Below are 13,323 nucleotides of genomic sequence, written 5' to 3'. Positions count from 1 at the left end.
GGGGGGGGGGGGGGGGGGGGGGGGGGGGGGGGGGGGGGGGGGGGGGGGGGGGGGGGGGGGGGGGGGGGCGGGGGGGGGGGGGGGGGGCGGCCGGGCCGGCGCCGGGGGCTGTGTCTTTTGGTGGGGCCGGGGGGGCCGGCGGGGGGCCCGGGGGCGCCACCGCGGCCTGACCACGAACACCAACGCGCGTAACCGAAGAAGGACGGAAAACGCACGATGTCGAACTTCACCGCAGCCGACGTCAAGAGGCTCCGGGACCTGACCGGCGCAGGCATGATGGACTGCAAGAGGGCACTTGAGGAGACCGACGGCGACTACGAGAAAGCCGTCGAGATCCTGCGCATCAAGGGCGCCAAGGACGTGGGCAAGCGCGCCGAGCGCGCCACCGCGCAGGGCTTGGTCGCCGCGGCGGGCGGCGTCATGGTCGAGCTGAACTGCGAGACCGACTTCGTCGCCAAGAACGACGAGTTCCAGCAGTTGGCCGACAAGATCGTGGCCGCCGCCCAGGCGGGCAAGGTCGCCGACGTCGACGCGCTGCGTGCCGCCGACCTCGACGGCACCACCGTGGCCGACGCCGTGCAGGCGCTCTCGGCCAAGATCGGCGAGAAGCTGGAACTGCGTCGCGCGGTCGTCTTCGACGGCGCTGTGAGCACCTACCTGCACCGGCGCTCCTCCGACCTGCCGCCCGCCGTGGGCGTGCTGGTCGAGTACACCGGCGACAGCGACGAGGCCGCCCGCGCGGCCGCGATGCAGATCGCCGCGATGAAGCCGCGCTACGTCACCCGCGACGAGGTTCCGGCCGATGTCGTGGCCGCCGAGCAGCGCATCGCCGAGGAGACCGCCCGCGAAGAGGGCAAGCCCGAGGCCGCCCTGGCGAAGATCGCCCAGGGCCGTGTGAACGGCTTCTACAAGGACGTCGTGCTGCTGGAGCAGTCCTCGGTGCTCGACTCCAAGAAGACGGTCAAGGCGGTGCTGGACGAGGCGGGAGTCACCGTCACCCGGTTCGCCCGCTTCGAGGTCGGCCAGTCCTGACCTGTCGGAAGCACTCAGTGATTAGGGTTATGCCCCGTCCTCGGGTTCCGGGGGCGGGGCATAGTCACGAGGAGGGTTCTACGTGACTCAGAACGCGAACGGTGCCTTCCGGCGGGTGCTGCTCAAGCTCGGCGGCGAGATGTTCGGCGGCGGCGAGGTCGGCGTCGACCCGGACGTGGTCTACGCGGTCGCCCGGCAGATCGCCGACGTGGTGCGGGGCGGCGTGCAGACCTCCATCGTCATCGGCGGCGGCAACTTCTTCCGCGGCGCCGAGCTGAGCCAGCGCGGCATGGACCGCGACCGGGCCGACTACATGGCGATGCTCGGCACCGTGATGAACTGCCTCGCGCTGCAGGACTACCTGGAGAAGGAAGGCATCGACACCCGGGTGCAGACCGCCATCACCATGGGCCAGGTCGCCGAGCCCTACATCCCGCGGCGCGCCGAGCGGCACCTGGAGAAAGGCCGTGTGGTCATCTTCGGCTGCGGGGTCGGCATGCCGTACTTCTCCACCGACACCGCGGCCGCGCAGCGCGCGCTGGAGATCGGCTGCGACGTGGTGCTGATGGCCAAGGCGGTCGACGGGGTCTACGACGCGGACCCCAAGGTCAACCCGGACGCGAAGATGTTCACCGACATCACCCACCGCGAGGTGCTCGAACGCGACCTCAAGGTCGCCGACGCCACCGCGTTCAGCCTGTGCATGGACAACAACATGCCGATCATCGTGTTCAACCTTCTGACGGAGGGGAACATCGCGCGCGCGGTGCGTGGTGAGAGGATCGGCACGCTGGTCAGCACACCGACCGCGTGAGCTGACCGCGGTGGGGTTCGGAAAGGGACAAGGAGCAGCCTTGATCGACGACACACTCCTCGACGCCGAGGAGAAGATGGAAAAAGCGGTGTCGGTGGCGAAGGACGACCTCGCGTCGATCCGCACCGGTCGCGCGACGCCCGCGATGTTCGCCCGCATCCACGTCGAGTACTACGGGTCGATGACGCCGCTGAACCAATTGGCGGGCGTGGCGATCCCCGAGGCCAGGATGGCTGTCGTCAAGCCGTATGACGTCAGCCAGCTCAACGCCATCGAGAAAGCGATCCGCGACTCCGACCTCGGGGTCAACCCGAGCAACGACGGCACGATCATTCGCATCGTGATCCCGCAGCTCTCCGAGGAGCGCCGCAAGGAGATGGTGAAGGTCGCCAAGACCAAGGGCGAGGACGCCCGGATCTCCATCCGCAACGTGCGGCGCAAGGCCAAGGAGGAGCTCGACCGCCTGGTCAAGGACGGCGAGTCCGGCGAGGACGACGTGGTCCGCGCGGAGAAGGAACTGCAGCATCTCACCGACAAGTACGTCGGCATGGTCGAAGAGCTGGTCAAGCACAAGGAAGCCGAACTGCTGGAGGTCTGACCTCCGCGCGCGAGGAATCGAGCAGCGTGGCCGGGCCCGTGGGAGAGCTGGAGCATGAATCTGTCGGGGATGGCCCGGTGACGACGGGCGAAGAGACGCCCGAGGTCACGGTGTCGCGCGCGGGACGCAACCTGCCCGCGGCGATCGCCGTTGGCCTGGTGCTGGGCGGCGGCATCCTGCTGGCCCTGCTCACCGTGCGGCACGTGTTCGTCGGCATCGTCGCTGCCGCGGTCGCGGTGGCCACCTGGGAGCTGGCCGGTGCGCTGCGCCGCGGCGCGGGCATCGAGGTGGCGCGCTGGCCGGTGCTGATCGGCGGCCAGGCGATGGTGTGGCTGGCGTGGCCGTTCGAGCGCAACGGGGTGCTCGCCGCGTTCGTGGTGACGATCCTGGCCTGCCTGCTGTGGCGGCTGCGCGGCGGCGTCACGGGCTATCTGCGCGACGCCAGCGCGTCGGTGTTCACCGCCGCCTACGTGCCGCTGTTCGCCGCGTTCGCCGCGATGCTCGTCGTACCCGAGGACGGCACGGCCCGGGTGCTCTGCTTCATGATCCTCGTGGTCAGCTCGGACACCGGCGGCTACATCGCGGGCGTGCTGTTCGGCAAGCACCCGATGGCGCCGACGATCAGCCCGAAGAAGTCCTGGGAGGGGTTCGCGGGCTCACTGGTCGCGGGCGTCGTCGCGGGTGGTCTCACCGTCACCCTGATGCTGGACGGTCAGTGGTGGCAGGGCGTGGTGTTCGGTGCCGCCATCGTGGCCACCGCGACGCTGGGCGACCTGGTCGAGTCGGTGATCAAGCGTGACCTGGGCATCAAGGACATGGGCACGCTGCTGCCCGGCCACGGCGGTCTGATGGACCGGATGGATTCGCTGCTGCCCTCGGCCGTGGTGTCGTGGCTGCTGCTGCGCCTGTTCGTGCCCGCCTGAATCAGTCGTCGTACGGGTCGTCCACCTCGGCGCCGATGACCTCCTCGGGCGCCACGGTCTGGGTGCGGGACCGGTCGAGCACCGTGAACACGGCTCCGGTCCGGTCCTCCAGGACCGCCGCGCGCCCGTACGGGGTGTCGAACGGCGCCACGGACACCTTGCCGCCGAGCCGCTTGGCCCGGCTCGCGGTGCCGTCGGTGCCGATCTCGGGGGCCACCTCGAAGTACACCATCCAATGCGGCGGGTAGTGCGGCGGGAACTCAGCGCCCATCCGCAGCCTGCCCAGCACGTCGTCGCCCTGTAGTCGCCAGATCGTGTAGTCGAACTCGTGGCCGTCGCCGATCTGGGTCTGCTCGAAGCCGAACAGCGCGCCGAAGAACGTGTCGGCGGCCGCGCCGTCCCACGTGTTCAGCTCCGCCCAGGTGAACGCGCCGGGGAAGCCGGTGCCGAGGTCCCAGCCCGCGTCCTGGCGCCAGAACCCGATGGCGCCGCCGCTGGGGTCCGCGGCCACCAGCAGGCCGCCCTGGCCGGGGATCTCGCGCGGCTCGGTGAGTACCTGCCCGCCGAGGTGGCGTACCCGCTCGGCGGTGTTCTCCGTGTCGTGCACGGTCAGGTAGAGCGTCCACAGGCTCGGTTGGCGGCCCTGCGGGGTGTAGAGGCCTGCGACGGGTACGTCGTCCACGAAGGCCATCCCGTAGCCGTCGTCGCCGATCTTGTAGGTCCAGCCGAAGAGTTCGCGGTAGAAGGCGGTGCTGGTGCCCGGGTCCGGCGTCGCGAGCTCGACCCAGCACGGCCTGCCGGGAGTGCCGTCCGGCACCGCGTCGATCGCGCTCATGGCGTCGGTGGGCATCGCGCACCTCCTGCGCCGACGCTAACTCGATCAGGTGGTGATGTCAGCCGCCGACCGTGCTTTGCTGTGTCCATGGGGCTGGTGTCGAGGGCGCGCGAGCGGTTGCGCACGTCGTTGCGGGCGCTGGAGATCGTGCCGAGTCCGAACATCTGGCACTGGCCCGACACCTACGCGGCCGAGAACCTCGCCCAGGACGCCGACGGGGCGGTGTGGCGGCTGCTCGGCGAGGTGTGCGCGTGGACTGGCGACGTGCTCGACGTCGGCTGCGGCGACGGCTTCCACCTGCCGCGGTTCGCCGCGACGGCGGCCTCGGTGCTGGGGGTGGAGCCGCATCCGCCGCTGGTCGAGCGGGCCCGCGCGCGGGTCGCCGGGACGGCCGGGGTGGCCGCCGTGCTTGGGTCGGCGCAGGCGCTGCCGGTGCCGGACGCGAGTTACGACGTCGTCCACGCGCGCACGGCGTACTTCTTCGGCCCCGGCTGCGAACCCGGCCTGCGCGAGGCCGACCGGGTGCTGCGGCCCGGCGGCGCGCTGGTGATCGTCGACCTCGACGCCTGCGCGCCGCCCTACGGCCCGTGGATGCGCGCCGACCTGCCCGGTTACCGCCCCACCGAGGTAGACCGGTTCTTCGAGCTGCAGGGGTTCACCCGGCACCGGGTGGCCACGGTGTGGCGGTTCGCCGACCGGGCGACGCTGGAGGCGGTGCTGCGGATCGAGTTCTCCGCGTCCGTGGCCGCGCGGGCGATCGCGGAGGTGCCGGGCCTGGAGTTCCCGGTGGGCTACCGCGTGCTGGTTCGCCGCAAGCCGACTGGGCTCATCGTGCGTCAGTGAGCGCGTTGTAGGCCGGGTGCCTGCTGGGTCAGTCGTCCTGGTCGGCGGGGGTCGCTTCGCCGAGCAGGGCGTAGAGGCGGCGCCGGGCCTCGTCGATGATCTCGACGGCGCGTGCCTTCTGGGCGGAGGTGGCGGCGTGGGAGACGTTGATGACGGCCCCGGTGAGCTGCGCGATGGCGCTGCGGAGGCTGACCTCGGTCGGGTCGACGTCGGCGGTCACCTGCTCCCACGGGGGTGCGCCGTCGAGTTTGTCGACGGCGGCGGCGCCGTCCTCGGTCAGCTCGAACAGGCGCTTGCCGCCGTCGCCGTCGACGCCGCGGACCAGGCCCTCGTCGGCCAGCAGTTGCAGCGTCGGGTAGACCGAGCCGGGGCTGGGCTTCCAGAATCCGCCGCTGCGGGCGGCGATCTCCTGGATCATCTCGTAGCCGTGCATCGGTCGTTCGACCAGCAGGCTGAGCAGGGCCGCGCGGACGTCGCCGCGCCGCTGCCTGCCGGGTCCGTGCCCTCGGCCCGGTCCGCGGCCGCGGCCACGCCCGCCGAAACCGAACGGCGGTCCGGGTGCGAACGGCGGCATCGGGGGGAAGGGCGGGGTCATCTCATCCTCCGGGTCGAAGTCCAGGCCCAGATCCGCGAAGTGGCGGTGGGCGTGGTGATGGTGGTGGCGCCTGGCGTGGCGCCGGTGTTCGTGCGAGGTACGCATTCTTCACTCCTGGGACGCTGGTTGTCGTGAGCATCTGCTCGCGATAGGTCAACGATATATCGGAACGTATCGCGATGCAACGGAAACTTGTTCTGGGCATGACATCATCGGAACCGACCGTGTGGATCTGGCGTCGGAGGCGATATGCGGGCAGCGCTGGCCGCGGCGCGATCGACCGCTTCGGCACCGCGATGCGCGGGTCGAGAGCGCGCTCAAGACGATGAACGGCCTCGACCTCCCCGACGACCTCAAGGACGCGGGCGAATCCGCCCGCAACTGCGCGGCAACCCCGCCGACGACCCGGTAAGAGCACCCCGCCAGGCATGGGAGAATGGCGGTCGCCATGACCTCCCTTCCGCTAGTCTTCGACGCCCCGCGCCGCGGCCTGCCGCCGCGTCACCTCGCCGATCTCACCGCCGACCAGCGCCGAACCGCGGTCGCCGAACTCGGCGAGCAGGCGTTTCGGGCCAAGCAGTTGTCCAATCACTACTTCGCGCGCCTCACCGTCGATCCCGACGAGATGACCGACATCCCGGCCGTGCGTCGCGAGAAGCTCGTCCGCGACCTGATGCCGACACTGTTCACCGAGGTCCGCAAGGTCACCTGCGACGACGGCACGACCCGCAAGACGCTGCTGCGCGCCCACGACGGCACGCTGGTCGAGAGCGTCCTCATGCGCTACCCCGACCGCGCCACGCTGTGCATCTCCAGCCAGGCGGGCTGCGGAATGGCCTGCCCGTTCTGCGCGACCGGCCAGGCCGGGCTCACCCGCAACCTGTCCACCGCCGAGATTGTCGACCAGGTGCGGATCGGCGCCGCCGCGATGCGCGACGGCGAACTGCCCGGCGGGCCCGGCAGGCTGTCGAACATCGTGTTCATGGGCATGGGGGAACCACTCGCGAACTATTCGCGGGTGGTGGCGGCTGTCCGGCGAATCACTGATCCGGCGCCGGAGGGGTTGGGGATCTCGCAGCGATCGGTGACGGTGTCGACGGTGGGTCTGGTGCCGGGGATTCGGAAGTTGACCGACGCGGGGCTGCAGGTGCGGCTCGCGGTGTCGTTGCACACGCCGGATGACGAGTTGCGGGACACGTTGGTGCCGGTGAACAACCGGTGGAAGGTCGCCGAGGTGTTGGACGCGGCGCGTGGTTACGCGGACAAGACCGGTCGTCGGGTGTCCATCGAGTACGCGTTGATTCGCGAGGTCAATGACCAGCCGTGGCGGGCGGACTTGTTGGGCAAGTTGTTGCGCACGCGGTTGGGGCAGCTTGCGCATGTGAATGTGATCCCGTTGAACCCGACGCCGGGCAGCAAGTGGGACGCCAGCCCGAAGCCCGTGGAGCGCGAGTTCGTCCGCCGGGTCAACGCGGCGGGTGTGTCGTGCACGGTCCGCGACACCCGCGGCCAGGAGATCGCCGCCGCGTGCGGACAGCTCGCCGCGGAGGGATAGCCGCGGAGTGTCGGTGCCGAGGGTTACGGTGGCCGCATGGCAGACAGTGACACCCCCTGGGAACCGCCCTTCGCGGGCACCGAGCTTGAGCACCTTGTCGGCGCGCTCGAACGCCTGCGCACGACGTTCCGCTGGAAGGTCGACGACCTCGACGCGGCTGGGCTGCGGCTGCGCGTCGGGGCCTCCTCGTTGACCCTCGGCGGGCTGCTCAAGCATCTCGCCGTCGTGGAGGACCACATCTTCACCGCCAAACTCAGCGGGGAGCCGCTCGGCGCGCCGTGGAACACCGCCGACTGGGACGGCCACGACTGGCCGTTCACCTCCGCGGCCGACGACACCCCCGAACAGCTCTACGCGCTCTGGGACGGCGCCGTGGAGCGGTCCCGTGAACGCCTCGACGCGGCCCTGGCAGGCGGCGGACTCGACCAACTCGTCCATGTGTCCGGGCCGGACGGGCAGCATGCCAGCCTGCGCAGGCTGCTCTGCGACCTGATCGAGGAGTACGGCAGGCACACCGGGCACGCCGACCTGCTCCGCGAGGCGGTGGACGGACTGGTCGGTGAGGACCCGCCGCCTGGTTGGCGCTCGACCACGAGCCGATCACGCGTGGGCAGTTGACAGCCGATCGGGGTGTCCAGGTCGGCAGGCGAGCTGCCGACCTGGACACCGGGATCAGGCGATGTCGAACCGATCGAGGTTCATGACCTTGTCCCACGCGGCCACGAAGTCGTGCACGAACTTCTCCCGCGCGTCGTCGCTCGCGTAGACCTCGGCGACGGCGCGCAGCTCGGAGTTCGAGCCGAAGAGGAGGTCGACGCGGCTGCCGGTCCACTTGACCTCGCCCGTGACCCGGTCGCGGCCCTCGAAGGTGTCCGCGTCCTCGGACGTCGCCGACCACCGCGTGCCCATGTCGAGCAGGTTCACGAAGAAGTCGTTGGTCAGCGATTCGGGCGTCGAGGTGAGGACGCCCAGCGTGGACTGCTGGTGGTTCGCGCCCAACACGCGCAGGCCGCCGACGAGGACGGTCATCTCGGGCGCGCTCAGGGTCAGCAGGTTCGCGCGGTCGACGAGCTGGTACTCCGACGGCAGCCGGTGCCCCTTGCCGCGGTAGTTGCGGAACCCCTCCGTGGTCGGTTCGAGCGAGGCGAAGGACTCGACGTCGGTCTGGTCCTGCGCGGCGTCCGTGCGGCCCGGGGTGAACGGGACCCGCACGTCGTGGCCCGCGGTCTTGGCGGCCCGCTCGACCGCGGCGCACCCGCCGAGCACGATGAGGTCGGCGAGCGAGACCTTCTTCCCGCCGGTCTGGGCGCCCGCGAAGGCACCCTGGATGCCCTCCAGGGTGCGCAGCACCGTCGCCAGCGTGTCGGGGTCGTTGACCTCCCAGGCCCGCTGGGGTTCGAGGCGGATGCGCGCCCCGTTCGCCCCGCCGCGCTTGTCGCTGCCGCGGAACGTCGAGGCCGACGCCCAGGCGGTGGCGACGAGCTGGGAGACCGAGAGCCCCGAGTCGAGGATCTGGTCCTTGAGGGCGGCGACATCGTCCGCCCCGACCAGCTCGTGGTCCACGGCGGGCACGGGGTCCTGCCAGATCAGCGTCTCCCGCGGGACCAGCGGCCCGAGGTAGCGCTGGATCGGGCCCATGTCGCGGTGCGTGAGCTTGAACCACGCGCGGGCGAAGGCGTCCGCGAACTGGTCCGGGTTCGCCAGGAAGCGCCGCGAGATCTGCTCGTAGACGGGGTCCATCCGCAGGGAGAGGTCCGTCGTCAGCATCGTCGGGGTGCGCGTCAGCGAGCCGTCTTCGGGGTCCGGCACGGTGCCCGCCCCGGCGCCGTCCTTCGGCTGCCACTGGCTGGCCCCGGCGGGGCTCTTGGTCAGCTCCCACTCGTAGCCGAACAGGTTCTCGAAGAAGCTGTTGCTCCACCGCGTCGGCGTGGCCGTCCAGGTGACCTCGATGCCGCTGGTGATGGCGTCGCGGCCCTTGCCGCTGCCGAAGGTGTTCGTCCAGCCGAAGCCCTGCTCCGCAAGGGATGCGCCCTCGGGCTCGGGGCCGACGTGCTCGTCCGGGTCGGCCGCGCCGTGGGTCTTGCCGAACGTGTGCCCGCCCGCGATCAGCGCGACGGTCTCCTCGTCGTTCATCGCCATGCGCAGGAACGTCTCGCGGATGTCCCTGGCCGCCGCGAGCGGGTCCGGGTTGCCGTTGGGGCCCTCGGGGTTGACGTAGATGAGGCCCATCTGGACGGCGGCCAGCGGGTTTTCGAGCTCCCGGTCGCCGGTGTAGCGCTCGTCGCCGAGCCAGGTGCGCTCAGGACCCCAGTAGACGTCCTCGTCGGGCTCCCAGACGTCGGCCCGGCCACCGGCGAAGCCGAAGGTCGTGAAGCCCATCGTCTCCAGGGCGCGGTTGCCCGCGAAGATCATCAGGTCCGCCCACGAGATCGTGGCGCCGTACTTCTGCTTGACCGGCCAGAGCAGCCTGCGCGCCTTGTCGAGGTTGCCGTTGTCCGGCCAACTGTTCAGCGGCGCGAAGCGCTGCATGCCGGCGCCCGCGCCGCCGCGGCCGTCGTCGACGCGGTACGTGCCCGCGCTGTGCCACGCCATCCTGATCATGAACGGCCCGTAGTGGCCGAAGTCCGCGGGCCACCACTCCTTCGACGTCGTCAGGACCTCGTCGACGTCGTTGGTCAGTGCGTCGATGTCCAGGGTGGCGAATGCGGCGGCGTAGTCGAAGTCCCCGCCCATGGGGTTGGCCGCGGCGGAGTGCTTGCGGAGAATCGCCAGGTTGAGCTGGTTCGGCCACCAGCCGCGGTTGCTCCCGCCCTCGGTCGGGTGGTTGAAGCGACCGGTGGAGACCGGGCACCCGCCCGCGCTCTCCTCGTTCATCTCTCCGACGACGGCGTCAGGACTGTCAGACACGGGAATCCTTCCAAGCTCAAGGGTGCTCAGGAACTGGTTGCGGTGGAGCAGGCGGGGCACAGGCCCCAGTAGATGACCTCGGCCTCGTCGATCGAGAAGCCGTGGTCGTCGGACGCGGTCAGGCACGGCGTCGTGCCGACGGCGCAGTCGACATCGGCGATCGCGTCGCACGACCGGCACACGACGTGGTGGTGGTTGTCCCCGACCCGCGCCTCGTAGCGCGCCACCGAGCCCGGCGGCTCGATGCGGCGCAGCAGCCCCGCCGCGGTCAGCGCGCGCAGCACGTCGTAGACGGCCTGGTGGGACACTCCGCCGAGATCCGCACGTACGGTACCGATGATCGAATCCGTGTCGGCGTGCGGCCGGTCGTGCACCGCGGACAGCACGGCCACCCGGGGACGCGTCACCCGCAGTGCGACGCCGCGCAGCATGCGCTCGAAGTCCGAAGCCGTGGGCACGCGCCGAAGTGTGCCGCACTTTCTGGAACCAATCAAGAATCGGTTGTCCGGGAGACGGCGGCGGCGGCCAGTTGGGTGCGGGAGGTGAGTTCCAACTTGCGGTAGATGCTGGCCAAGTGGGTCTTGACGGTCGCGCGGGACATGAACAGGTGTGCGCCGATCTCGGGGTTCGACGCGCCGGTCACCACGAGGTCGACGACGTGGCTCTCGGTGGCTGTCAGGCTCGCCCAGCCGGTGCGCGGCCGCTTGCGCGGGCTGCGGGCGCGCATCAGCAACTGGACGGCCGCCGACAGCGACAGTGTCGCGCCCTCGCGGTGTAGCGCGTCGAAGCGGTCACCCGCGACGGCGGCGACTTCCGCGCGGACGCCGAGATCCGTCGGCCTGGTGAGGATGCCGCGCCAGCCGTGCCGGTCGCGGGCCGCGTCGACGGCGCCGAGAACTCTGGCGCTGATCGCCGGACGCCCGAGGGCGGCGCACGCGGCCGCGGCGGCGTGCAGCGTTCGTGCGGCATCGGCGGCGAAGCCCTCGGCGAGCAGGAGTTCGGCGGCGCGGACGAGCGCGCCGAGGGCGAGATCGGGCCTGCCGGTGGCAAGGTCGGTCATGCCCGTCCACCGGTCGCGCAGGGCCGCGCAGCGCCGGTTGTCCGTGTGGACCGCGATCTCGGCGAGGCGGGCGGCGGCCGCACGGACGGTCGCGTGTGCGCCCGCGCTGTGCGCGGCGTCGGCGAGGTAGGCCAGGGCGAACGCCTCGGGGTAGGTCGCACCAGCGGCCTGGTAGCCCGCCACGATGGTCGCCAGTGCGTCGAGGGCGGCCGGATCGGGCCCGACCGCGAGGGTGATCACCGCGTCGGTGAGATCGAGGAACGACCCGGCCATGGTCTTGTCGACCCACCGCCCGGCGCCCGCGCGCCCCCACCCCAGGTGCGCGCGGGCGGCGTCGGGATCGCCGCGCAGGAGGGCGGCCTCGGTCAGTGCGCCCGCCGCGGTCGCGATGGTGATCGGCTCGCCGGTGGCCTCCGCGTGGGTGATCAGCGCGGCACCGTGTCGGCTTGCCTGGTCGAGATCGCCGCCGTAGACCGCGTGTCGGGTGCGGACGTACTCCTGCCAGGCGAGCAAGACCGGGTTGCCGAGCGCCTCGACGCGCTCGGCGAGGGCGTCGACCTCCGTGCGGGCCTGCGCCCACCGGTCCTGCATCACCCGCGAGTACGCGTGTTTCTGCGCGGCGTCGACCTCGCACCAGGCGTCGCCCGCGGCGCGTGCGGCGGCCATGGCGCGGCGCAGGAGCGGTCGGGCCCTGGCCGGATCGGTCCAGTTCGCGGTCCCGCCCGCGACGGTGAGCACTCGGGCGTCGATCGCCCCATCCTGCTGGCCGCGGTCGGTCGCGAGCGCGGCGCGATCAAGATCGCCGAGGTACAGCGCCAAGTGGCCGATCGCCCAGGAGAGCCGGTCTCTTCTGTCCTCATCGGACGGATCGATCGCCGCGACGGCGCGCTCGGCGAGCCGCAGGCCGTCCCGGTGCAGCCCGGCTCCGTGCCAGAACAGCGTGAGCGCGGTGACGAGGTCGGCAAGCGCCGCCCAGTCCCCGACGTCGGCGGCATGGCGCAGCGCGGCCCGCAGGTCGTCGACCTCGGCGCGCAGCCGGGTGAGCCAGGCGTTGCTCTGGGCGCCCTCCAGGCCGTCGCGCGCCTGGCGGGCCAGGCCGACCCACCAGGACAGGTGCGCCCCGGAGATCGCGACACTCTCGCCCGCGGCGTCGAGCCTGCGCCGCCCGTACGCCCGTAGCGTGGCGAGCAGGTGGTATCGGGCGGTGCCGTCGCGGGCGGCCGGAGCGCGCTCGACCAGTGACCGGTCGACCAGCCTGCTGACGGCGGCCATCGCCGCGGCACGGTCGAGTGAGGTCACGGCGGTGGCGGCGGCGAGGCCGAATGGGCCCGCGAACACCGACAGGCGTCGGAACACCGACCGGTCGTGCTCGTCGAGCAGGTCGTGGCTCCAGTCGATGCACGCCTCGATGGTGCGATGGCGGGCGGGTGCGCTGCGCGGCCCGCGCGAGAGCAGGGCGAATCGGTCCGAGAGGCCCCGCGCCACGTCGACCAGTTCGACGTGGTCGAGCCGGGCCGCGGCGAGTTCGATAGCCAGTGGTGCGCCGTCCAGCTCGCGGCAGATCTCGGTGACCATCTGCCGCTCGTCGGCGTCGAGTGACTCCGGCGCGCGGCCTGCCCGCACCAGGAAGAGGGTGACCGCGTCGGCGAGATCGTCGCCGACCGGCAGCGCCATCGGCGGCAGCCGATAGAGGACCTCACCCGCGACCGACAGCGGTTCCCGGCTCGTGACCAGCACCGACACCGAGGGGCACGCCGTGACCAGGCGCGTGAGCACCGCGGCGACCGGCTCGACCGTGCGCTCGCAGCCGTCGAGGACGATCAACACGCTCTCGCCGCGCAGTGTCGCGCACAACGCGTCGAGTGCGTCGCCCGCGCCCGCGGGGAGCGCGAGCGACGCGGCGACCCGCTCGGCAACCTGGGCCGCGGTGGCGACTTCGTCGTTCAGCGCCGTGAAGCACCACGGATGGCCGCGCTGGTGCGTGCCGCCGACCAGTTCCCAGGCGAGTCTGGTCTTGCCCGACCCGCCTGGGCCCAGGACGGACACGATTCGGTGCTCGTCCATCAGCGCGCCGACCGCGTCGAGTTCGGCGACGCGGCCGACGAACGAGGTCAGCGCCGCGGGCGGCGCGGGCCAATTCCCCGCTTCCACCGACGAAGTA

The 13,323-nt window shown here is 71.5% G+C and carries 13 protein-coding genes; 8 read left to right on the top strand and 5 right to left on the bottom strand.

The features are described from left to right. The first annotated feature begins 216 nt into the window (after window positions 1-216). The 4 genes from tsf to ACT4N7_RS27880 all read left to right on the top strand — a co-directional run bounded on the left by tsf (window position 217) and on the right by ACT4N7_RS27880 (window position 3,367). Window positions 217-1,032 (top strand): translation elongation factor Ts, encoded by an 816-nt coding sequence (gene tsf / locus ACT4N7_RS27895; RefSeq protein ID WP_444831851.1) that lies wholly within the window; start codon window positions 217-219, stop codon window positions 1,030-1,032. Between the two features lie 82 nt (window positions 1,033-1,114). Next, window positions 1,115-1,846, top strand: coding sequence for a UMP kinase (gene pyrH, locus ACT4N7_RS27890; RefSeq protein WP_444831850.1), 732 nt, complete (start codon window positions 1,115-1,117; stop codon window positions 1,844-1,846). A 40-nt stretch (window positions 1,847-1,886) separates the two neighbouring features. Further along, window positions 1,887-2,444 (top strand): ribosome recycling factor, encoded by a 558-nt coding sequence (gene frr / locus ACT4N7_RS27885; RefSeq protein WP_444831849.1) that lies wholly within the window; start codon window positions 1,887-1,889, stop codon window positions 2,442-2,444. Between the two features lie 77 nt (window positions 2,445-2,521). Next, on the top strand, window positions 2,522-3,367 hold the full coding sequence (locus tag ACT4N7_RS27880) for a phosphatidate cytidylyltransferase (protein ID WP_444831848.1): 846 nt from the start codon (window positions 2,522-2,524) through the stop codon (window positions 3,365-3,367). A 1-nt stretch (window position 3,368) separates the two neighbouring features. Here the strand turns inward: ACT4N7_RS27880 and ACT4N7_RS27875 are convergent, their stop codons facing one another. After that, window positions 3,369-4,217 (bottom strand): VOC family protein, encoded by an 849-nt coding sequence (locus ACT4N7_RS27875; RefSeq protein WP_444831847.1) that lies wholly within the window; start codon window positions 4,215-4,217, stop codon window positions 3,369-3,371. Between the two features lie 72 nt (window positions 4,218-4,289). On the opposite strand from ACT4N7_RS27875, the gene ACT4N7_RS27870 reads away from it, so the two are divergent. After that, the gene (locus ACT4N7_RS27870; RefSeq protein WP_444831846.1) at window positions 4,290-5,045 is read left to right on the top strand and encodes a methyltransferase domain-containing protein; all 756 of its coding nucleotides are present in this window, start codon (window positions 4,290-4,292) and stop codon (window positions 5,043-5,045) included. Window positions 5,046-5,073: 28 nt separating this feature from the next. On the opposite strand, the gene ACT4N7_RS27865 is transcribed toward ACT4N7_RS27870, so the two are convergent. Beyond that, window positions 5,074-5,745: a PadR family transcriptional regulator gene (locus tag ACT4N7_RS27865; protein WP_444831845.1), complete on the bottom strand. Its 672-nt coding sequence runs from the start codon at window positions 5,743-5,745 to the stop codon at window positions 5,074-5,076. Between the two features lie 121 nt (window positions 5,746-5,866). On the opposite strand from ACT4N7_RS27865, the gene ACT4N7_RS27860 reads away from it, so the two are divergent. The 3 genes from ACT4N7_RS27860 to ACT4N7_RS27850 are packed head-to-tail and all read left to right on the top strand — an operon-like array spanning window position 5,867 to window position 7,813. Continuing rightward, complete coding sequence (locus ACT4N7_RS27860) at window positions 5,867-6,052, top strand: hypothetical protein (protein ID WP_444831844.1); 186 nt, start codon at window positions 5,867-5,869, stop codon at window positions 6,050-6,052. A 36-nt stretch (window positions 6,053-6,088) separates the two neighbouring features. Beyond that, entirely contained in the window at window positions 6,089-7,195 is a 1,107-nt protein-coding gene (gene rlmN / locus ACT4N7_RS27855; protein ID WP_444831843.1) for a 23S rRNA (adenine(2503)-C(2))-methyltransferase RlmN, read from the top strand. A gap of 36 nt (window positions 7,196-7,231) precedes the next feature. Further along, a complete protein-coding gene (locus tag ACT4N7_RS27850; protein WP_444831842.1) occupies window positions 7,232-7,813 on the top strand; it encodes a DinB family protein in 582 nt (193 codons plus the stop codon). 54 nt (window positions 7,814-7,867) lie between these two features. On the opposite strand, the gene katG is transcribed toward ACT4N7_RS27850, so the two are convergent. From katG to ACT4N7_RS27835, 3 genes are read right to left on the bottom strand one after another with little or no spacing between them, the layout of a single operon-like run. Next, window positions 7,868-10,102, bottom strand: coding sequence for a catalase/peroxidase HPI (gene katG, locus ACT4N7_RS27845; protein ID WP_444831841.1), 2,235 nt, complete (start codon window positions 10,100-10,102; stop codon window positions 7,868-7,870). A 26-nt stretch (window positions 10,103-10,128) separates the two neighbouring features. Continuing rightward, window positions 10,129-10,560 carry a Fur family transcriptional regulator gene (locus tag ACT4N7_RS27840; RefSeq protein WP_444831840.1) on the bottom strand — a complete coding sequence of 144 codons (432 nt, stop codon included), beginning with the start codon at window positions 10,558-10,560 and terminating at the stop codon, window positions 10,129-10,131. A 32-nt stretch (window positions 10,561-10,592) separates the two neighbouring features. Then, a complete protein-coding gene (locus tag ACT4N7_RS27835; protein WP_444831839.1) occupies window positions 10,593-13,313 on the bottom strand; it encodes a helix-turn-helix transcriptional regulator in 2,721 nt (906 codons plus the stop codon). Window positions 13,314-13,323: the final 10 nt, after the last annotated feature.

The organism is Actinokineospora sp. (assembly GCF_052390155.1).
GTDB lineage: Bacteria > Actinomycetota > Actinomycetes > Mycobacteriales > Pseudonocardiaceae > Actinokineospora.
Note: the sequence above shows the minus strand (reverse complement) of the source record. Positions and strands in the feature narration are given on the sequence as shown.